We start from the raw sequence: 21,512 nt of genomic DNA, 5'->3' as shown, positions 1-21,512 counted from the left end.
GGTCGCGAGGGTGCTCCGCTGTGGTTCGCTGGATCATGCGCAAAACTCATCATCTTCGCAAATTTAATCGTTTGCGCCGCGCGCCCCGATGCCTAGAGTCCGACGCAACGAAAGACAGCCTCCGAGGACCCGCCATGACCGACCGCCCCATGCTCAAAGCCAAGGATGCCCCCGATCTGGGCAAGTTCACCTGGGACGACGCGCTGCGTCTGGAAACCCAGCTGAGCGAAGACGAGCGGATGCTGCGCGATGCGGCCCGCGCCTATGCGCAGGACAAGCTGCAGCCGCGCGTGATCGAGGCCTTCGAGAGTGAGACCACCGACCCTTCGATCTTCCGCGAGATGGGCGAGATGGGCCTCTTGGGCGCGACTATCCCCGAGGAATATGGCGGGATCGGCGCGGGCTATGTCTCCTACGGCCTGATCGCGCGCGAGATCGAGCGGGTCGATAGCGGCTATCGCTCGATGATGTCGGTGCAATCCAGCCTCGTGATGTATCCGATCTACGCCTATGGCTCGGAGGAGCAGCGCCAGAAATACCTGCCGAAACTGGCCTCGGGCGAGTGGATCGGCTGTTTCGGCCTGACCGAACCCGATGCGGGTTCGGACCCGGCGGGCATGAAGACCCGCGCCGAGAAAACCGAGGGCGGCTACCGCCTCACCGGCTCGAAAATGTGGATCACCAACTCGCCGATCGCCGATGTCTTCGTCGTCTGGGCGAAGTCCGAAGCCCATGGCGGCAAGATCCGCGGCTTCGTGCTGGAGAAGGGCATGAAGGGGCTGAGCGCGCCGAAGGTCGGGCAGAAGCTGAGCCTGCGCGCCTCGATCACCGGCGAGATCGTCATGGACGGCGTCGAGGTCGGGGAAGACGCGCTGCTGCCGCATGTCGAGGGGCTGAAGGGTCCGTTCGGCTGTCTCAACCGCGCACGCTACGGCATCGCCTGGGGTGTGATGGGCTCGGCCGAGTTCTGCTGGCACGCCGCGCGCCAATACGGGCTCGATCGCAAGCAGTTCAAAAAGCCGCTGGCGCAGACGCAGCTGTTCCAGAAGAAGCTCGCCGATATGCAGACCGAGATCACGCTGGGCCTGCAAGCCGCGCTGCAAGTCGGTCGTCTGATGGACGAAGCCGATGCCGCGCCCGAGATGATCTCGCTCATCAAGCGCAACAATTGTGGCAAGGCGCTGGATATCGCGCGGATGGCCCGCGACATGCATGGCGGCAACGGGATTTCGGGCGAGTTTCAGGTGATCCGCCACATGGTCAACCTCGAGACGGTGAACACCTACGAGGGCACCCATGACGTCCACGCGCTGATCCTGGGGCGTGCGCAAACGGGCCTGCAGGCCTTCTTCTGATGGCTCCGCTGGAAGGTGTGAAAGTCGTCGAGCTGGCGCGCATTCTGGCCGGTCCCTGGGCCGGTCAGGTGCTGGCCGATCTGGGCGCCGAGGTCATCAAGGTCGAGGCGCCCGAGGGCGACGATACCCGCCGCTGGGGTCCGCCCTTCATCGCGCGCGAAGGCGACGGGCCGGAGGGGCGCTCGGCGGCCTATTTCCACGCCACCAATCGCGGGAAGATTTCGGTCGTGGCCGATTTTCGCACCGAGGAAGGCCAGAAGATTGTGCGCGATCTGGTGAAAGACGCCGATGTGGTGATCGAGAACTTCAAGCTCGGCGGGCTCAAGAAATACGGGCTCGATTACGAGAGCCTTTCGGCGATCAATCCGCGTCTCGTCTACTGCTCGATCACCGGTTTCGGGCAGGACGGCCCCTATGCCAGCCGCGCGGGCTATGACTTCCTGATACAGGGCATGGCGGGCTGGATGGACCTGACCGGCGACCCGCAAGGCCAGCCGCAGAAGGTGGGCGTCGCCTTCGCCGACATCTTCACCGGGCTTTACGCGGTGATCGGCATTCAGGCGGCGTTGGCCGCGCGAGCGCGCACCGGGCGCGGGCAACTGGTCGATATGGCGCTTCTGGATTGCGCAGTGGGCGTGCTCGCCAATCAGGGGATGAACTTCCTCGCGACCGGCAATGCGCCGCAGCGTCTGGGCAATGCGCATCCCAACATCGCGCCCTACGAGGTCGTCAGCGCCAAGGATGGCGACCTGATCCTCGCGGTCGGAAATGACGGGCAGTTCCAGCGGCTTTGCGAAGTGCTGGGCCTCGATCTTGCGACCAACCCGGACTTCGCCACCAATGAGGCCCGCGTGGCCAATCGCGCGGCAATGCGTGAGACGCTTCTGCCTACGCTCGCGCAATGGCCGCGTGCCGAGCTGCTCGCCGCGCTCGAAAAGGCGACGGTCCCCGCGGGGCCGATCAACTCCGTCGATCAGGTCTTCGCCGACCCTCAGGTTGAGGCCCGTGGCATGCGCGTCGAAGCCGAGGGCATCCCAGGTATCCGCACGCCGATCCGCTTTTCGGACACGCCGCTTGCCGATCCGAAACCTGCCCCGAAGCTAAAGGCCGACTAGCCTCTTCCTCTTGGTGGAAATATCCCGGGGGGCGCGTCAGCGCGGGGGCAGCGCCCCCTCCCGACTTACGTTTTGCACGCGGCGGGTGCGGGCGTCATCCGTTACAAGCCAGCGTCAGCGCGATCGGGATATTGTCCGGTCCGCCATGCACATCCGGTTGATTGACCGACACGTTCGGCACGCAGGTCGCGCCGTCGGCCAAGCCCCGGATCACCACCGGGTTGGATTTCACCGGCACCAGTCCGGTCAGGTTCTCGGGGTCATACATCTCGATGCGCAGATCGTTCGGGTTCTCGGCCTGGGGCAGGGCGAGCGCGAAGGCCATCGTGACGGCCCCATCCTTCACCGTCGCCTGAAAACCGTAGATCTGCGGATCGGGCAGTTGCTCGGCCCCTTTCCAGAACCGGGTGTAGAAGAACGAGCCTTCCGAATTCTGCCTCGCCGCGTCTTGCAGCGGGGCAAGCTCGTCTCCGGTGAAAGCCCCGTCGCCATTCTTGTCGAAGGTCTGGATCAGCCAGTCGGAAACGGTCGGATCGAAAGTCCAGCTTTCGCCGATATGGGTGACCTTGCCGCTCTCCATGCCGACGAGCAGGCGGATCAGGATTTCGTCTTCCGGGTGCGCTGCGGACAATCCCGGCGCGAGCCCGATCAGGGCGGCGAGGGCGAAAGCGGCATGGCGGAGTGCGGCGCGGCGGATCATGGCTGAAAATCCGGTTTTTTGCTGCCGGGCGGGGCGGCGGGCGGTGGCGCGCCGAAGCTGGGGAAAGCATCGGCCTCGGGCACGGCGGCATCTGCGGCGGGCGCGTTCTCGGAGGCCGCGGTCGAGGGATCGGCATTCTTGGGCTTCAGCTTGCCGCCCATCAGCGCGACCCCGCCATAGAGCAGTCCGATCGCGACCAGCCAGCTGCCGACGATCCGGCCCGCGATCTCGAACCAGCGCGCCTGCCAGCTGCGCAGCACCAGATAGACCGCACCGATCAGCCAGACGCCCAGCCCGACCCCGGCGAAGAAGACCCACGGTTTGCCGCCATAGCTCGGGTCGGACAGCTTCACCGAGAGCGCATACATCACCCCCAGGACAAAGCCCGCAGGCACGATCAACGCGGGCCGCGACCACCGCCCCAGTGCGAGCGTCGCACCAATGGCGATGGCCGAGATCGGCATGGTCAGGAAGTGATGCGTGATCGCGCCGGGGAGTTGTTGCAACGCGGCCATCAGCTCGATGCGGAAGGTGAAGCCGAGCGCGATCCCGATGGCCCAAAGGAGCGCCGCGATCAGCGCCGCGCGCCGCCCGACCAAGGCCAGCGCGATCCCGAAGCCAAACAGAGGGAACAGCCGCTCGATCGCGACCGCGTCGCGTATCAGCCATGCGCCGGTCTCGCCGCGGTCCGCGGGCGGGATCACCGCCAGCACGATCAGGGCCGTCAGCCCGGCCAGCACCCAGAGGTGACGCAGCCAGCCGAGGCCGGAACGGTTATGCGATAAATCAATGGCCAAAGAGGCTTAGCCCACCTTGCAGGAACCCGAGCTGAGATTGCAGGTAACCTAGCGCCAATGCAAGGAAGCCGAGCCCGACCACTGCGATGATCGCACCCAGCCCGCGCGAGAGCTGCCCGCCCCGGATCGGCTCGAGCAGGAGCCCCACGCCGACGCCGATCACGTGGATCATCCCGGTCGCCAAGACGAAGCCGATCGCGAAATCCGCCGGGTCGGCGGCCAGCGGCAGTTCCGCGCCATGCGCATAGCCGTGATAGAGCGCGAAGACCGAGATGATCGCCAGCGCCACCCATTCGTAGGGTTTCCACCCGGCGGCGATGGCGAGGCCGAGGACCACGATCGACAGCGCGATCCCGATCTCGATCCCCGGCAGCGGCAGGCCGAGAATGCCGATCACGCCGCCCACGACCATGATCAGCGGAAAGGTCACCGGCAATTGCCAGACCTGCCGCCCGCCCATCTGCGCGCCCCAGAGGCCCACGGCGAACATCGCGAGGAAATGGTCATAGCCCGAGAGAGGATGCTCGAACCCCGCGGTGAACCCGCCCGAGCCGGTCGCGGTGATATGGGCGGCGGCGACCTGCGGCAGCATCAGGGCAACGAGGCCCGCGAGGGCGGCAAGGCGGCGATGGATCATGCGATGGTTCTCTGTCCCGTGATTGTTGGGCGGCATCTTCCGGATCGGGACGCGAAACTCAAGGCGGCAAATGGCTCACCGCGCCTCACCATCGATTGAAGGGGCTTGGCTGGAGGCTCAGCCCGCGCCGAGCAGCGCGGAAATCTGATAGGTCGCGAAGGCTGCGAGATAGGCCAGCGCGAACATGTAGACCACGGCGACCCACATCCATTTCGCCGAGCCTGCCTCGCGCCGGATCACCGCCAGCGTGGAGATGCATTGCGGCGCGAAGATATACCAGGCCAGCAGCGCCAGCGCGGTGCCGAGGCTCCATTGATCGGAGAGCGTGTGGATCAGTCCGTTCTCGCCGCCTACCGCGTAGACCGTCGCGAGCCCGGCCACGGCGACTTCGCGCGCGGCCATGCCCGGCACCAGCGCCACCGCGATATGCCAGTCGAAGCCTAGCGGATGCAGGATCGGGGCGACGAAATGGCCGATGATCGCGGCGAAGGAGTAGTTTATTGCGGGCTCCGTCGCGCCTTCTGGGGCCATCGGGAAGGTCGACAGGAACCAGATCACGACCATCGCCCAGAAGATCACCGTGCCCGCGCGGCGCAGGAAGACCCGCGCACGCTGGTAAAGCCCTAGCGCGATATTGCGCAGGATCGGCGTTTTGTAGTCGGGCAGGTCAAGCATCAGCGGGGCCGACCGCTCTTCGCGTGCGAAAAGGTAGCGCGCGACGAAAGCCACCGCGAGGACCGAGAAGACGCCCGCCGCATAGAGGCCGAACATCACCAGCCCCTGCAGGCTCAGCCCGCCGAGGACTTTCGTGTTCGGGATGAAGGCTGCGATGATCAGCGTATAGACGGGAATGCGCGCCGAGCAGGTCATCAGGGGCGCCACGAGGATCGTCGTCAGCCGGTCGCGTTTGTTGTCGATCACCCGCGCCGCCATGATGCCGGGGATCGCGCAGGCGAAGCTCGATAGAAGCGGGATGAAGGCGCGCCCGTTCAGCCCGGCGCGGCCCATGATCCGGTCCATCAGGAAGGCCGCTCGCGCCATGTAGCCGAAATCTTCCAGCAGCAGGATGAAGAGGAAGGTGAACAGGATCTGCGGCAGGAAGATGATGACCGAGCCGATGCCCGCGATCAGCCCGTCCGCGATGAAGCTCTGGATCAGCCCGTCCGGCAGCAGCTGCGTCACCGCCGCGCCAACGGAGGTAAACGCCCAGTCGATCGCATCCATGAACGGCGCGGCCCAGGAGAAGACTGCCTGAAACATCACGAAGAGGATTGCGAGCAGGATGATCGGCCCGGCGATCGGGTGCAGCACGACGCGGTCGATCTTGGCGGAGACCGTGTCCGGCTCTGGCGGCTGGATCACATGGGTCTTCACCAGCCGTTCCGCCTCGCGCATCGACACCCGCATGTCATGGGTGCTCGGCACAGCCCAGCTTGACGGTTGCGGTGCGTCGAGACCGGCTTCCAGCATCGGGTCCACGGCGGACCACAGCTCGTCCAGCCCGCCGCGGCGCACGGCGGTCGCGGGGATCACCGGGATGCCCAGCTCCTCGCTCAGCGCCACATGGTCGATCTGCAAGCCGCGATGGCGCGCGATATCGATCATGTTGAGGATCATCACGATCGGCAGGCCGATCTTCTTGAGCTCCGAGACCAGACGCAGCGCACCGCGCAGGTTGGTCGCGTCGCCCACGGCGAGGATCATGTCGGGGACACGCTCGCCCGGCCGCTGGCCCAGCAGTACGTCGCGGGTCACTTCCTCATCGGGGGAGCGGGCGCGCAAGGAATGGGTGCCGGGCAGGTCGATCAGTGCGAACTTGCGCCCCGCAGGCGTGGTGGCCACGCCGACTTTGCGCTCCACGGTCACGCCGGAATAATTTCCGACCTTCTGCGTCGCGCCGGTCATCGCGTTGAACAGTGCCGTCTTGCCGCAATTCGGCGCACCGACGAGCGCGGCCTCGATCGGCTGGGCGTCGGGGTCGGTCTGGGCTGCTTTGGGCTGGTTTATGGCAGGTGCCGACGTCATTCCGCGAGGATGGCCATCGCCTCGGCACGCCGCAGAGCGACGGTGGTGTCGTTCACGCGCACCGCAATCGGATCGTGTCCGAACGGCCCTTCGTGAAGGATGTGGACCGAAGCGCCCTCGATGAAGCCAAGCTCCAGCAGGCGCAGTTCCAACTCGTCCGCGTCATAGCCGTCATTCCCGGCGAGCGGGCAGACCGATACCAGAGTGCCCCGGAACCCACGACGGCACTGGCCAAGCGGCAGCGCGCATTTGCAGGTTTCGTTCTCGATAGGGCTGGCCTTCATGAGGGCACCTCCGTGATGGGTCGCGAGTTGGTCTTCGCTTCCTACAGATTGGAGATAGTCTGGAAATTGATCTCTGACAAATGAAGTCTGGTATTTTCCCGCCTTCGTGATCGATTATTTTAGTCAGGAATTTAGAAGGACTCTAAATTGTAGGATAAGTGTCTGAAAAGATTGTTTTCATATGGAAAGGCGCCGCCCCCTTGGGAGCGACGCCTTCAGGCCGGTTTTCCGCCGGATCGACCCCTCAATGCTCGCGGAAAGCGCGGTTCATCGAATCCACTACCGGTTTCGCGATGTATTGGGCGAAGGTTCGCGACGCGGTCTGGATCATCACTTCGACCGGCATCCCGGGCATCGGCGCGAAGCCCGGCACGCGGCGCAACTCCGAGGCGGGCAGGCGGATGCGGGCGATATAGACCTCGCGCGGATGCTCGCCCGAGCGCTCCACGATCGCGTCGGCGGAGATGTAATAGACCTCCCCGATCAGGATCGGCGTCGTGCGCTGGTTGAGCGCCGAAAGCCGCACCGAGGCCTCCTGTCCAACCTTGATCGCGTCGATATCGGTGCGTGCGATCATCGTCTCGATGATGAGCGGGGCTTCCGAGGGCAGAATCTCGGCGATCACCTTGCCCGCCTCGATCACGCCGCCCGCGCCGGAATAGTTCAGCCGCACCACGGTGCCCGAGACGGGGCTGTCGATCACGACGCGCTTCAGGATGGAGGTGGCCTTGCGCTCTTGTTCGCGCACGGAATCCAGCTCCGCCTGCACGGTCTCCAACTCGTCGAGCGCGGCCTGCTTGTGGGTTTCGATCGTCTGCGTGGTCTGCGCCTGATATTTCGCGCGCATCTCCTCGCTCTCGCCGATCTCCGCCTTGAGGCGTCCGATCTGCCCTTCCGCATCGGCCAGAGCGCGCAGAAGGGCGTTCAGTTCGGTCCGCCGGATCAGGCCGCTCTCGTAGAGTTTCGCCTTGCTCTCATGGTCCTGGGCCAGCAGGTCGCGCTGGGCCTCCGTGGCGGTCAGCTGCGCGCGATAGCCTTCCGCGCGGCTTTCCATGGCGGCGATATTGCGGGCCAGAAGGTCCAGCTCGCTCTGTACTTTCGCCCGTGTCACCTCGAAGGCGAGGCGCTGCGAGTCCATCATCGCGGCGATCTCCGCATCGCGCCGGGCCTCTTGAAGCCATTCCGGGAAGACCAGTTCGCGCCAGCCGTCATATTCGGCCTGAATCCGGGCCTCCATCGAAGTCAGTCGCGCACGGCGCAGAAACAGCGCGCGTTCATTGGCCAGAGCCGAGGTCTCGTCGAGGCGCAGGAGCGGTTGTCCCGCCGTGACGAAATCGCCCTCGGAGACGTTGATCTCCTTGATGATCCCGCCCTCGAGGTGCTGGATCATCTTGTTGCGGCCCGTGGCCACGAACGAGCCGGGTGCCATCACGGCCGCCGCGAGCGGCGCACTGAAGGCCCAGACGCCGAAGCCCCCGAAGGCCATCGCGAAGATCGTCAGGCCGATGATGACGAGCGTCTTGATGTTGCGCGGAACCTCGGTCGACCAGTCGCGGGTTTCGGCAGATTGGATCGGGTTGGTCAGAAGGAGTGTCATGCCGGCGCTCCTTGCATGGGTGCGTTGGCGGCGGTGGTGGCGGGTTGGGCCGCTGCGCGCTGTTGCTGGACCTGTTGAGTCTTGGCCTGCTTGCGCCGCTCCAGTTCCGCCAGCATCTGATCGCGCCAGCCGAACATCGCTATATTGCCGTCATTGAGCAGCATGATCTTGTCGACCGCGCTGAGCAGCGAGGGTTTTTGCGTGACCACGACCACCGTGATCCCGTTCGCCTTCGCATGGCCGAGCGCGCGCACGAGAGCCGCATCGCCTTGGGTGTCGAGGTTCGAGTTCGGCTCGTCCAGCACCACGAATTTCGGATCGCCGAAGAAGGCACGCGCCAGACCGATCCGCTGTTTCTGTCCGCCCGAGAGCGGCGAGCCATCCGAGGCCACGACCGTCTCGTAGCCCTGCGGCAGCGAGGCGATCATCTCATGCACATCGGCGAGCGCGGCGGCGCGGTGGATTGCGGCGTCGCTCGCATCCTCGCGCATCCGGGCGATGTTCTGCTTGATCGTGCCCGGGAACAGCTGCACGTCCTGCGGCAGATAGCCGATGCATTCCCCGAATTGCCGCGGGTCCCAGTTGCGGATGTCCATCAGATCCAGCCGCACAGCCCCCGAGGTCGGCAGAACCGATCCCACCAGCATCTTGCCGAGCGTCGTCTTGCCCGCGCCCGAATTGCCGATGATCGCCAGCTGATCGCCCGGCGCGAGCGAGAAGGTCAGCGCGTTGAGTACGACATGTTTGGTGCCCTGCGGGACATAGAGGAGACGCTCGATATCGAGCCGCCCCTCGACCTTGGGCAGGCGCAGTTTGTCGTTACGGGTCTTGGCCGAAGCCAGAAGCTGGCCGACGCGGTCATAGGCGCCGCGTGCCAGCAGAAACGAGTTCCAGCCCTCGATTGCCCCTTCGATCGGCGCGAGCGCGCGGCCCGCCACGATCGAGGCGGCGATCACCATACCGCCGGTGATCTGCCCGTCGAGCGCGAGATAGGCGCCCCAGCCGAGCATCCCGATCTGGGTGAACAGGCGGAACATCCGCGAGGCGGAGGCGGTGAAGACGTTGCGGTCCTGCGCCTCGGTCTGTGCGCGCAGCGAGGCGGCGGTATCGCGGCCCCAGATCGACACGGCCTCGGGGATCATCGCCATCGCGTTGATGATCTGGCTGTTGCGCGACATCGACTCGAGATGAAGGTTCGCCTTGGTCTGCGCGATATTGGCGCGGCGGAAGCCTTCCGAGGTGATCTTCTGGTTGATCCAGGCGAAGACCATCAGGATCAGCGCGGTGATCACCACGATCGTGCCGAGATGCGGGTGGATCAGGAAAACCGCGAGCACGAAGATCGGTGTGAAGGGCACGTCCAGAAAGGACAGAAGCGTGCCAGATACGAGGAAGCTCCGCAGCGCGTTGAGATCGCCCAGAACCTGATATTCGCGCCCGTTGGAATGCAGCGAGGCCTGCGCCGCCGCCGACAGAACCGGCGCGCCCAGACGGGCAGCCACATCCACCGCCGAGCGCATCAGCACCAACCTGCGCACTGCGTCGAGCAGCGTCTGCACCACGATCGCCCCAACGATCACGATGGTCAGCATCACCAGCGTATCGGTCGAGCGCGAGGTGAAGACCCGGTCGGAAATCTGGAACAGGTAGATCGGCACCGCGAGGATCAAGATGTTCGTGGCGCAGGTCATCAAAGCAACGAAGGCAATGTTCGCGCGCAGGCGCTTCTTCATGTCATGCAGCGTGCGGGTGAAATCCACCGGACCGAGGCGCTTGTGAAAGGTTGGAGTGGAGGGTGGCGCCGGTGGGGAGCCGGAGGCATTTTGCGCGGGGACACGACCCGCCTCCTTTTGGGTGTCAGCACCACCCTCCGTCCGGGCGGCGACTGTTTCGACAGTCCCCTCCGCGCCGGTCTCTTCGGCTTGCGTCTCCGCCTCGGGACCGTCTCCCGTGGTGGCTTCCGCCTGCCGTTTGTCTGTCGGATCGACCTCTGGCCGGTCCTCGTTCTGAGCCATCGCGTCATGACCATCTTGGCGGTGCGCCTGCCCCCCGGCGGCGTCGTCAGTCCTGTCTTTCATCGAAGTTCCCCTAGTATGTGTAGTTCCGCGCCCCCGTCAGGCCAGAACCGTGTGCAATGCATCGAGCGACCCGCTTCCCCCGTGGGAGCCCGGATGCACCTGGAATTCCTCATCGTCGTAATTCGGCGTGTTCTCGATCATCCCGTCCGCGAGGAAGGCGACCGCCTCCGAGGCGAGCGCCCCTTCGCTGGAACTCGTCGGACCCAGAGGATCACCGCTCCCGTCATCCATCATGCCCGCCTGCCAGATCACCGCGTCGGAATAGACGCCATCGGCGGCCATGATCGTGCTGTCGACGCCCGCGACGGTCAGCGACGCGACATTGCCAAGCGTGTTGCCGCCAGCCTCGACGCCGAACTCGCCCGGCCCGTCGATCGAAATCAGGTCGGCGTCATCGAGAATGTTGATCTGGGTGAAGTTGTCCCGGATGACGAGGTCGCCCTCGATATAGAGCACCCGCAGCGCCATCTGGCCGCCCAGAAGCTCATCGCCCAGAAGCCCTTCGACCGCGTCGAAGGCCGCGCCCGGAGGCATCGAACCGTCTTCGCCCGCGTTCGGACCGAGGCCGCCGTAAATCTTGGCAAGCTGATCGAGGACGCTCTGATATTGCGCGTCCATCTCCATGTACTGGTCGATGCCCACCTTGGTCAGATGCGCCTCGTTCCACAGCAAGTTATCCTCGCTCGACACATGGCCCGCGCCGCCATGCCCGACGCCGCCAGATCCGCTCATCACCAGATCGTCGTCGAGCAGCACGTTGATCTGCTCGAGCTGCGCGATCTCGTACATGTTGCCGCCGATCATGATCAGATCGAACTGCGAACCGATTTCCAGCAACAGCTGCAAGTTGACGGTCGAGTTGTCGCCCATCACGATCTCGGCGGAATAGGAGCCGAATTCGAAGCTCACCAGATCCCCGTCGGAGACCGCGTTCACCTGAGTCGTATGGTTATCGATGATCAGGTCGCCGCGAATTGCCGTCATTGCGATCAGGCTGCTGCCAGCAGGCATGACGAGATTGAGGAAGTTCGCGGGATTGGCCTCTTGGGTGTAGACTGCGACGTTGTGAGCCTGTGAGGCGAGCGGGTCATAGCCCCCCGCGTTTCCGAGGCCGTTCCCGCCAGCGCTGTTTCCGGTGCCGTGATGGCCCAGTCCGAGCTTCATATCCACGTCGCGCAGCACGTTGACCTGCGAGATCACCGAGAGCGAGGTCATAGAGCCGCCCACTGCGATGACCGGCGCATCGAGCCAGTCATGCACCGCCTGCGACTGGTTCAGCAGAAGGTTGTTGCCGGTGCTCAGGCTCTGCACGATTTCCAGCGCCAAGCCAGCCGGATCAACGGGCATGTCGGGGCTTTGGACCAGCCCGGCCGCACCGTCTTCGCCGCCGATCCCGTCGATCTCGACCTCGACCACACCTTCGCCAAACGGTGCGTCCTCGTCCTCAGACGGATCGCGCGCTTCCAGCCGCAGCGTCAGCGTCTCGGGCATCTCGTCCATGAGCTGCCCGTCGAACACCACTTGGCCGGAGAAGGCGGGCGGAAGGGGGGAGGAGGCCTCCGCTTCACCGCCCTCGAGGCTTTCGTTTTCCAGCTCGGTCATGGTTTCAGGATCGGAAGCGCCCGCTCCTGCTTCGTCTTCCACATCGGTGTCGGTGGGCGCGGCGAAGATCGTCTCGCTGCGGAACATCGCAGCCGTTGCGCCGCCGGGCACGGCCTCGGGATCGAGCGCGTCGATCTGGGCCATCAGCGTCTCTGTCTGCGCTTCGATGGTCGTGCCCACAGGCGCGGTGCTCACCGTCAGCGCATCGGCATAATCGGCCAGCGCCATCAGCTTCGACGCGGAGGCTTCAGGGCCGTATTCGTCCATCAGCTCCGCCGGCATCATGAAGGGCTTGTCGTAGAGCACGTCATGATCGTTCAGCGTGTTGATCTGCGAGGTGATGTGGAGCACCGACGAGGGCGGGGCCATTCCGAGGAACACCTGAAACGGCACCGGAACTGGCGGAAAATCATAGGGCGGGATCGCGAACTGGCCGGGCGGTAACCCGGGCGGTGCGATGTCGCGCAACTGGTAATCGTCGACGAAGGGCAGCCAGGGCGCGCCGGGCGGCGGCGCCAGTGGCAGTCTCAGCTGCAGCGACGGATCGAAATCTCCGAGCAGGTAATTCGAGTCGACGTTGACGGTGACGGAGAGCAAAACCCCCGGAGCAGGCGTGGAGGCCTGCAGCGCGCGGAAAGCGTCGTATTCCTGTCGGGCGACATAGGTCTCGGTCGTCTGATTGAAGGCACCGATGAAATGGGCGATGATTTCGGTCTGCCGGTCAAGCATCTTACTTCCCCCCTTCATGACGCTGGAGACCCGCGCTTGGATGCGGGTCGTCAGACTGTCGGTTCATCGCATCGGGCGGGCGAACGCCGCCGAGGTCAGGTCCGGGCGTGATGCGATGTGAAACGCCGGGAACGAGATGCGGCGCGCCTCCGGGAGAGGCGCGCCGCTTGAGCTATTAGGCCGTGGTGTCGTCGTCGCCGATATAGGTCGAGGACAGCGAGCCACCGACCACGGTGGTATCGACGGCGTTGCCGAGGATGTTCGCACCCATCACGATCGACTGGTTGAACGCGGTGGTGTCGATTGCACCGCTCGCATCGGCGTAGGACTGGCCGGTGACGATACCATCATCGCCATTGCCCGAACCCCAGTTGCCGAGGCTGCCGCCATTGCCGCCGCCGCCTGCGGTGACGTCGCCACCGCCGTTACCGCCGCCAGCGTAGCCGCCCGTCGCCCAGGAACCGCCGCCCGAGGCGTGCGAACCGGTCGAGGACCAGCCGTAGCCGTCGCCGCCAGCACCGCCGTTGCCGCCTTCACCGGCGCCGAGGCCCATACCATGGCCGACACCCATCGAGCCTGCGGTCGCGCCGCCGAACTCCATCGCACCGGCATCGCCGCCCGTCGCCAGTTCCGGCGAAATGATCGGAAGGATGTCCAGGCTGCCCGTGTCGCCGCCGCCAGCGATCGCACCGGCGCCGCCGTCTTGCGCTGCGGCACCCGAGGCGCCCACACCCAGCCCGACGCCGAGACCGAAGCCTGCGCCACCGTCACCGCCGTCATCGCCTTCACCCTCGGTGTCCGAGGCCGCGATCGACACGCCGCCGCCCGACAGGGCGATACCGCCACCGGCAAGTGCAGCGCCACCGGTCGAGCCGACATTTTCGGCACCGTCGCCGCCTTCGGAGGCCGCGTCGATCCCGTCATCCGCCTCTGCCGAATTGTCCTTGATCGTGGCGTCGACCTGGAAAGTCGAGTGGTTGGAAACGCTCGGATTGCTCAGCGTGTCGTTGTCGTTCAGGCTGTTCGACTGCGCGTTGATGAGCATGTTGTCGTTACCCGTGCCGTTGAGCACGTCGGTAAAGTTCATGTCATCGCCGGGATCATAGGCGTAGTTCATGTTGCCATCGGCCATCAGAACATCGCCGATGCTCGAAGATCCGCTCAGATCGAAATCGGCAAAGTCGTCATCGGACGGCTCGTAGCCGTCGAGGTTCAGACCGACCTGAACATCGACCGCAGTCAGGTTGGCGTTGAGGTTCGCATTGGCGTTGAGGTTGCCGTTGCCGTTCATATTCGTGTTGTCGCTGGAGCTATGAGCGCCAGCCCCTGCATGCGAACCGCTATGCGAGCCGGAATCGCTGTTCGAGCCGGAGCCCGCATGCGCACCGGCACCTGCTCCCGACATCGCGCCCGAACCCGCAAGGCTGCCAGCGCCCGATCCCGCCAGCGAACCGGAGTCGCTGCTGTTCTCGGTGGTCGAGTGCTGATACTGGCCCTGGCCCTGGCCCTGACCCTGCATTTCGGCCTGCGCCTGGCCCTGAGCTTCGGTCTGGCCCTGATTTTGACCCTGAACCTGGATGCTCGGGTCGAACCAGTTGTTCTTAAAGCTTCCCATTTTCTTACTCCCAGTTGATCGGTCCGGGATCCGTCACTCTGTCTAAAACGGATATGGTCGGACCTTCGTGATTAAGGGCTTTCGCCCCGGTGAATGTCCGCTTCCCCAACCGCTCGGCACCCCGATCCCGATCCCCGAATCGAGCGATTCGCAGGTGGGTCACCCTTTCCGGGCGGAGTGTGGAAACAGACGAGTCACAGCCCCCAGCTGCGACACCAACATCCTGCGCCCCGTGATCCTGAGGACCTAGCTAGCAAATGGGTCTAGCCGGTCGGGGCATCTTATTAACCGCCTGAAACGCATCCATTTTCTAAAATTCCGCGCGCAGAGGGCTGCGGAATCCCGGAGGAACGCGGTGATGTTCACAAAGCCGTTGCAAATGCAGAAATTGGGACAAGGTCTAGTGGCGAAGCCAATGCGCGCTACCACTTGAGCGCGCCAGTAAGTGCCGCAGCGCAGAAATCCCACCACTCGCGCGCCGATTCGAGTAAGATTACGCTACGTAAGAGAATCCTTACCATCGGGTAAACACTTCGGGTAACGCTGATCTCACTGGTCCGTGATATGGTTGATGCGGGCGGTATGACGTGGGGTTAACCGTCCGCATATTGAGTTCAGGGTAGGAGGAGGGGGCCGCCATGAATGCGTTGTATAAGAGTGAACCCGCGGGGAAACGTGTAATGCCGTCTTGCCGCAAACAGGATGCTGCGATCTGTTTTCTGGGCGCGTCGCAGATTTTTTCCGATACCGTATTGAGAACCGTCGATGCCGAGGTGGCACCGGCGACATGTCTGCGTCTGGATGATTTCGAAACGTTGCTCGAGGCGTTGCGGTCCGACGGTTGGATCGAGGATCACGGTGCGCTATGTTCCCTTATCGTCGATGAGGACCACGCTGATGGTCTTGTCGCGCTGGCCGAACGACGTGAGCCGCTTCTGTCGCGCGTGAAGCTGATCGTCGCGATCGAAGACGAGGCCTATGCGCAAGATTTGATGACGCGCCATAGCGCTGCGGTTCTGTCCCATCACATCAGTCTGCTGCCGATGAACGTCAATCTGACGACGTGGCTCTTAATCCTGCGGATGATCGTCTCGGGGGGGCACTATATCCCGCCCGCGCTTCTGCGCTGCCGTCCGGCAGATCCACCGATCTCGGCGCTGAACGGATCGGCTGCAGCCAACGCGTCGCATGCGATCGACGTATCGGGGCTGACGCCGCGCGAAACCGAGGTGCTCGAGATGCTTGCCTCGGGGCAGCCGAACAAGATCATCGCGGGGCAGCTGAACCTCTCCGAACATACGGTGAAGCTGCATATCCACCGCATCATCGGGAAGCTCGGCGTCACCAACCGCACCGAGGCGGCGATCTGGTATCACCGAAACCGAAGTGCCTAAAGATCCGCCCACGCCGACGGAGATGCGCCCGCCGGATTTCGATCAGTTCCTGATGCAGATCGGGCGCATCAACTACGCGTGGACCAATACCGAGAGCCTGCTGATCCATCTGATCGCGGGGCTCGCCGGGACCGACAAGGGCGTCGCGACGATTATCCATTTGACGCTGAACACGACGCGGGCGCGGCTCGATCTGGTGGATCGGCTGGCCAAGCGCGACGACTGCCCCTGTGCGCCGAAGGCCTGCGAACGGGTGCTGGCGGTGTCCGCGCGGATGAAGAAGGTCTCGGGGCTGCGTAATCATTTCAACCATTGCCTCTACGCCTTCGACGAGGGCGGAGGGCCGGTGCGCGCAATCCAGATGCGGATCGCGGATCGCAAGACCAGTCTGAGGATTGGAGAGGAAAGCGTTCTGGACCGCGCGACGCTTGCCGAGTTGGAAGCCGCGCTTGTGGAAATGCAGGCGATCAATGCAGAGATCTGGGCGATCGCCAAGGACTATGGAATGCCGCTGTAAAGCGGGCAGGGGGCGGCAGAAGATACGCCACGCCGAAGCTCAGTTGCGCATCTGGCGTCCCAGCGCTTCGGCCAGTTCCCACGGGTTCGTCGGCTTCGAGAAGACGGGAATTTCCGGCATGATCGACTGGAAGGCGAGCGGCAGCGGCTCGGCCGTGTTCACCACCAAGGGCACTTCGCGTTTCCACAGCTCAACGATCAGGGCTTCCGCCGATCCGTCGAGCAGGTTCATGTCGAGGATCGCGCCATCGACGTTCATCGAGCCGTCGGACAACGCGGCACGCGCGCGTGCCAAGGTCGCGAAGGGCCCGGCAACCTGACCGCCCGCCTCCTCGACCGAGAAGGCGATGTCGTAGGCAATGAATAATTCGTCTTCGACCACGAGGACATTGCTGCCCTCGAGGCAAGTCATACTGCTCTGTAACATGGGCTACACTACCCTTTTATCAGGTCCATTGGCACGGTCATGCGAGCTTGGAACCCGTCGGGAACCCATTCGGTTCCATAGGTTCCCCGCAATTGGCCCTGAATGGTCAGGTCGATGAGCTTGGATCCGAAGCCGCTGTTGCTTGGCTGCACCAGTTCTTCGGGATAGCCGCTTTCTCGCCAGTCGAGTTCGAGCTGGTCGGATGTGTCGCGCCAGGTCAGTTCCAGCAGTCCCGCATCATGCGAAAGCGCCCCGTATTTCACGGCGTTAGTCGCCAATTCGTGGATCACCAGCGCGAGGTTGGTCGACCCCGCATGGTTCAGCGCGACAGGAGGGCCGCTGAGGATCAGGCGCGGATCGTCGAGATTGGTGTAGGGCGAAAGCACGCCCAGCAACAATTCGCGCAACTCGACCATGCCGCGGAAATCGCGCTCGGGCGTGGCGGTCGGATTGATCAGCTCATGGGCGCGGGCCAGCGCGCCGATCCGCTCGCGCAGACCCCGCGCCATTTCGTCCGGCGTCTTCGCATGGCGCGCGGTCATGCCGACCAGTCCCGACATCATCGCGAAGGCGTTCTTGACCCGGTGGTTGAGTTCGCGCGTCAGCGTGTCGCGCGCTTTCGCGATCTGCCGCTCCTCGGTCACGTCGCGGAGATAGGCGAGGATCGCGCCGTGCTCGGGATAAAGGCGTGCCTCCAGAATGCGGCCGTCTCGCCCGTCCTGATCGGTGACCGTCGGGACGCCTGTGCGGCGGGCCTCTTCCAGAGCTTTTTCGAAATTGCTTCCGATCAGATGGGGCGCGGTCTCCCAAAGCGACCGCCCGACCGCCTGTGCTTCCGCCTCGGCTCCGACCGCGTCGCGGATGCGGGCGCGCATGACCGAATTGGCGAACCGGATTTTGTCTTCGCTATCGAGTTCGACAATCGCGTCGAAGGTGATTTCGTGAAAATGCGCGAGCCGCCGGTCGACTTCGGCCGCATGTTCGCGCGCCGCGTTCAGATCGGAAATATCGAGCGCGGTGGCCACGGCCACGGGCGGTTCGCTTTCGACCCGCTGCGCCGAGACCAGCAAATTGCGTTCCGGCCCGTCGTGGCGCACGCAGCGCAATTCCATATGGCTGATCGTCTCTTCGTTGCGCGCCGCGCGCACGATCGGAAACTCGCTCAGGCTGAGCTTGCGCCCTTCTGGTGTGTAAGCGTCGAAGGCGAGCTGCTTGGTCACGTCGCCGTCCGTCACGCCGAACATCTCGATCGCGGTGGCATTCAGATCGATAAGCCGACCGGTGCCCAGCTCGGCCACACCGACGCCGATCGGCATCTGATCGAGAACGGCGCGGAACCGGTTTTCCTCACGATGGGCGACGTTGATCTGGCGCCGAAGACGGATTTCCGCCTCGACCCCGGCGGCGATGTCGGACAGCGCCTCGTATTCTTCCTCGGTCCACTGCCTTGCCTCGCGGTCGATCAGGCAGAACGCCCCCAGCGGCTGCCCGTCGATCGTGCGCAGCGGCACCCCGAGATAGGCGGTCACGCCCAGATCGCGCACGGCACCATTGTCGCGCAGCACCGTGTCCTCGCGCGCATCGGGCACGTTCAGCGGCGCATCGGATTCGACGACATAGCGGCAGAAGGAATGGCTGAGCGGCGTCTCCGAAGGGGCAGCGGCGTCCAGTCCGGTTTGCGCCACGAAGACCTGCCGGTTCTCATCGACCATGGAAACCAACGAGACAGGCACGCCGGTCACCCGCGTGGCGAGCCGTGTCGCGCGCTCGAAGATTTCCGCAGGCGCACTCTCCAAAAGACCGGTCTCGCGCAACGCCCGAAGGCGCGCCGGATCGGCGAGTCTGGACCGTTCTTCACCGGTCAGCGGAGGGGGCATAGAGGTATTCATGCGCAGGCTCTCATAATTCCACCTATGCCCCGAAGAAACCCATTTCGCCCAGTGTCATATGACACGGTTGCGATCACGATTTCCGCCAAACACGATTTTCTTCAGCGTTTTTCGTGATGCGGTTGCGGTGTCGACGAATCGCAGAGCCAAGAGGTCGCGATCACCCGCATTCCGAAGGCGTCTTATGCTGAATTCGTAACGTGTTCTAATGGGTGACGTTAGGTAAGGATTCGCGCAGGTTTCAGCGAACCGGCAGGAACTGGCCGAGGCGCGCGACGAAGGCCCGTTCAGCAAGCGGTGGCGGGCGTCATCGTGCGTTGGTCGAGCAGGAAGTCGGTCACCATCGCGCCGATCCACATGCAGAACAGCGCCAGCCATGCGGTGCCTGCCAGAACCGAGGTGCCCGTCACGCCGTTGCCGATGGCGCAGCCGCCTGCAAGCATCGCACCGAAGCCCATGAAGATCGCACCGATCATCGAGCGCCGCATCACCGGCATCGAGTCGAAGCCCTGCCATGCGAACTGGCGCGAGAAAAGCGAGCTCAGGAAAGCGCCCAGAACCACGCCGGGCACGAGGCCCACGTCGAATTCCAGCACCGAGTTGCGGTCGAGGAAGAACATCAGCGTATTGGCCGAGGGGCCCGAGAAGGTGACCGAATTCACCGGCACCGGATCGAAAGCGACCTGGCTCAGCATGAAGGTCAGCACCCAGCCCACCGCGACGGCGAAACCGACGCCGGAGGCGAAGATCCACGTCTTCACGCCGATCTCGTTGCGCTTGGCCAGATACATGCCCGCGATGGCGAAGACGATGCCGACGGCCAGCCCGGTCCAGTTGGGCAGATGCAGCGCGTCGAGGATATTCACATTCTGCGCACCGGTGATCCAGAGGCTCGCCAGCCGGTCACGCAGTGGCGCGAGGATGCCCTTGAGGCTCATCGTGGCGGTCACCGCGAAGATCAGCCCCGAGACGACCGAGCGCAGGTTGCCCGTCGCCGCCAGCACGAGAAGCCGTCCCGAACAGCCGCGCGACAGCACCATGCCGACACCGAAGATCAGCCCGCCGATGATCGCGCCCGACCACGAGCCGGGCACCGACATCATCCGGCTGTCGGCCTGCCGGAACAGGTCCAGAAGCTGCGCGGCCTGCACCCAGACAAGCGCGGTCGAGAAGGTCAGGAACCACACCGCGACCTTGCCGCCCAGCTTGCCGCGGGCGAACTCCACCGTCGCGGCTCGCAGGCAGAAGTTGGATTTCTGCGCGGCCACGCCGAAGATAAGCCCGGTGATCACCCCGAAAAGCGCCGCCGTAGGGCCTTCGCCGATCCGCTCGATGAGTGCGATGATGTCCATGATACGATCTCCCGTTCGCGCACGGGTTCTGCCAGAAACCGCAGAAACGCACATTGATCTGAGTCAGGTTGCACCTTTTGCAGACTTGCCGCAGGCGCTGCCGTCGCGTCTAAGGAAGGCATGATGAAGTTCCGATCCGTCCCTCTCGACGAGGCCCACGAGCTGCCGCGCTGGCGCAGACCCGAGGCGCTGCTCTACGTCATGGCCACCGCCATGCCGATCTCCTTCGCCACCTGGTCGGCGCTGCTGAATAACTTCGTTATCGACGTGGTGAATTTCGACGGCGTCGATATCGGCTGGCTGCAGAGCTTTCGCGAAGTGCCGGGATTCCTCGCGATCGGGGTGATCGTCGTGCTCTGGGTGATGCGCGAGCAGACGCTGGCCATTCTGTCGCTGCTGCTTCTGGGCGGGGCGACGGCGGTGACCGCGCTGTTCCCGAGCTTCGCCGGGCTGATCATCGTGACGCTCCTGTCCTCGATCGGGTTTCACTATTTCCAGACGGTGAACCAGTCGCTGCAATTGCAGTGGATCGACAAGGCCAAGGCGCCGCAGACGCTGGGCCGGATCGTGGCCATCGGCTCGGGTGCCTCGCTCGCGGCCTATGCGCTGCTGGTGCTGACCTGGAAGACGTTCAACCTCAGCTACGAATTCGTCTACGCCACCGCCGGGATCGCGACGATGGTGATGATGGCGGCCGCGGCGCTGATCTATCCGCAGTTCCACACCCGCGAGCCGCAATCGAAGAAGTTCGTGCTGCGTCGTCGCTACTGGCTCTATTACGCGATCACCTTCATGGCGGGTGCGCGGCGGCAGATTTTCGTGGTCTTCGCCGCCTTCATGATGGTCGAGCGCTTCGGGCTGCGCGTGGATGAGATCACCGCGCTCTTCCTGATCAACTTCGCGGTCAACATGGCCGCCGCGCCTGCAATGGGCCGCTTTGTGCATCGCTTCGGTGAACGCCGGGCGCTGATCTTCGAATATGTCGGGCTGACGCTGCTGTTCCTCGCCTATGGCGGCATCTACTGGTTCGGCTGGGGTATTTGGCTGGCCTGCGCGCTTTACGTGGTCGATCATCTGCTGTTCGCTCTGGCCTTCGCGCAGAAGACCTATTTCCAGAAGATCTGCGACCCCGAGGACATCGCGCCCACCGCCGCTGTCGCCTTCACGATCAACCATATCGCGGCTGTCTTCCTGCCGGTGACGCTGGGCTATCTGTGGATGGTCTCGCCCGGTGCGGTCTTCGGGCTGGCGGCCTCGATGGCGGTGATCTCGCTGGGGCTTGCGCTCTTGGTGCCGCGTCACCCCTCGAAAGGCTACGAGACGGTGCTGCAAGGCCTCGGTCCGGTGCCCGCTTGAACTGGAAATTCCGCCGCTCCGCGCCTATCTGAGAGGGGCGCGAA

General features: G+C 64.2%; 17 protein-coding genes. 5 read left to right on the top strand and 12 right to left on the bottom strand.

Features of this window, described 5'->3' with window-relative positions; genetic code table 11:
* Positions 1–134 precede the first annotated feature (134 nt).
* Positions 135–1,355 (top strand): acyl-CoA dehydrogenase, encoded by a 1,221-nt coding sequence (locus BMI91_RS07110; protein WP_078604402.1) that lies wholly within the window; start codon positions 135–137, stop codon positions 1,353–1,355.
* Complete coding sequence (locus BMI91_RS07105; protein WP_078544990.1) at positions 1,355–2,470, top strand: CaiB/BaiF CoA transferase family protein; 1,116 nt, start codon at positions 1,355–1,357, stop codon at positions 2,468–2,470. Before BMI91_RS07110 ends, BMI91_RS07105 begins: the two co-directional genes overlap by 1 nt.
* Positions 2,471–2,564: 94 nt before the next feature.
* Here BMI91_RS07105 and BMI91_RS20020 read toward each other — a convergent pair whose 3' ends face one another.
* From BMI91_RS20020 to BMI91_RS07065, 9 genes are all read right to left on the bottom strand, one after another.
* On the bottom strand, positions 2,565–3,170 hold the full coding sequence (locus BMI91_RS20020; RefSeq protein ID WP_158522114.1) for a DUF1007 family protein: 606 nt from the start codon (positions 3,168–3,170) through the stop codon (positions 2,565–2,567).
* Positions 3,167–3,967, bottom strand: coding sequence for a hypothetical protein (locus BMI91_RS20015; protein ID WP_158522113.1), 801 nt, complete (start codon positions 3,965–3,967; stop codon positions 3,167–3,169). The genes BMI91_RS20020 and BMI91_RS20015 overlap by 4 nt, the downstream gene beginning before the upstream one ends.
* Positions 3,957–4,604: a HupE/UreJ family protein gene (locus BMI91_RS07095; protein ID WP_078604401.1), complete on the bottom strand. Its 648-nt coding sequence runs from the start codon at positions 4,602–4,604 to the stop codon at positions 3,957–3,959. The genes BMI91_RS20015 and BMI91_RS07095 overlap by 11 nt, the downstream gene beginning before the upstream one ends.
* 117 nt (positions 4,605–4,721) lie before the next feature.
* Complete coding sequence (gene feoB / locus BMI91_RS07090) at positions 4,722–6,629, bottom strand: ferrous iron transporter B (protein WP_078540349.1); 1,908 nt, start codon at positions 6,627–6,629, stop codon at positions 4,722–4,724.
* Positions 6,626–6,913 carry a FeoA family protein gene (locus BMI91_RS07085; RefSeq protein WP_078604400.1) on the bottom strand — a complete coding sequence of 96 codons (288 nt, stop codon included), beginning with the start codon at positions 6,911–6,913 and terminating at the stop codon, positions 6,626–6,628. Before BMI91_RS07085 ends, feoB begins: the two co-directional genes overlap by 4 nt.
* Before the next feature lie 244 nt (positions 6,914–7,157).
* Positions 7,158–8,510, bottom strand: coding sequence for an HlyD family type I secretion periplasmic adaptor subunit (locus tag BMI91_RS07080; protein WP_078604399.1), 1,353 nt, complete (start codon positions 8,508–8,510; stop codon positions 7,158–7,160).
* Positions 8,507–10,588: a type I secretion system permease/ATPase gene (locus tag BMI91_RS07075; protein ID WP_093476900.1), complete on the bottom strand. Its 2,082-nt coding sequence runs from the start codon at positions 10,586–10,588 to the stop codon at positions 8,507–8,509. Before BMI91_RS07075 ends, BMI91_RS07080 begins: the two co-directional genes overlap by 4 nt.
* 36 nt (positions 10,589–10,624) lie before the next feature.
* The gene (locus BMI91_RS07070; protein WP_078604398.1) at positions 10,625–12,919 is read right to left on the bottom strand and encodes a hypothetical protein; all 2,295 of its coding nucleotides are present in this window, start codon (positions 12,917–12,919) and stop codon (positions 10,625–10,627) included.
* Between the two features lie 175 nt (positions 12,920–13,094).
* Positions 13,095–14,534, bottom strand: a complete 1,440-nt coding sequence (locus tag BMI91_RS07065) for a hypothetical protein (protein ID WP_078604397.1) — start codon at positions 14,532–14,534, stop codon at positions 13,095–13,097.
* A gap of 680 nt (positions 14,535–15,214) precedes the next feature.
* Here BMI91_RS07065 and BMI91_RS20220 point away from each other — a divergent pair.
* Entirely contained in the window at positions 15,215–15,928 is a 714-nt protein-coding gene (locus BMI91_RS20220; RefSeq protein ID WP_244176570.1) for a helix-turn-helix transcriptional regulator, read from the top strand.
* Entirely contained in the window at positions 15,921–16,445 is a 525-nt protein-coding gene (locus BMI91_RS07055; RefSeq protein WP_244176569.1) for a hypothetical protein, read from the top strand. Before BMI91_RS20220 ends, BMI91_RS07055 begins: the two co-directional genes overlap by 8 nt.
* A 39-nt stretch (positions 16,446–16,484) precedes the next feature.
* Here BMI91_RS07055 and BMI91_RS07050 read toward each other — a convergent pair whose 3' ends face one another.
* From BMI91_RS07050 to BMI91_RS07040, 3 genes are all read right to left on the bottom strand, one after another.
* Positions 16,485–16,871: a response regulator gene (locus BMI91_RS07050; RefSeq protein ID WP_134330188.1), complete on the bottom strand. Its 387-nt coding sequence runs from the start codon at positions 16,869–16,871 to the stop codon at positions 16,485–16,487.
* 8 nt (positions 16,872–16,879) lie between these two features.
* Entirely contained in the window at positions 16,880–18,760 is a 1,881-nt protein-coding gene (locus BMI91_RS07045; protein ID WP_078604396.1) for a GAF domain-containing protein, read from the bottom strand.
* Between the two features lie 287 nt (positions 18,761–19,047).
* Positions 19,048–20,112, bottom strand: coding sequence for a YeeE/YedE family protein (locus BMI91_RS07040; RefSeq protein ID WP_078604395.1), 1,065 nt, complete (start codon positions 20,110–20,112; stop codon positions 19,048–19,050).
* A gap of 123 nt (positions 20,113–20,235) precedes the next feature.
* On the opposite strand from BMI91_RS07040, the gene BMI91_RS07035 reads away from it, so the two are divergent.
* Positions 20,236–21,468, top strand: coding sequence for an MFS transporter (locus BMI91_RS07035; RefSeq protein WP_078522071.1), 1,233 nt, complete (start codon positions 20,236–20,238; stop codon positions 21,466–21,468).
* The last annotated feature ends 44 nt before the right edge of the window (positions 21,469–21,512 follow it).

Source organism: Thioclava sediminum, assembly GCF_002020355.1.
Taxonomy (GTDB): Bacteria; Pseudomonadota; Alphaproteobacteria; order Rhodobacterales; family Rhodobacteraceae; genus Thioclava; species Thioclava sediminum.
This window is presented reverse-complemented; position numbering and strand designations above follow the sequence as displayed.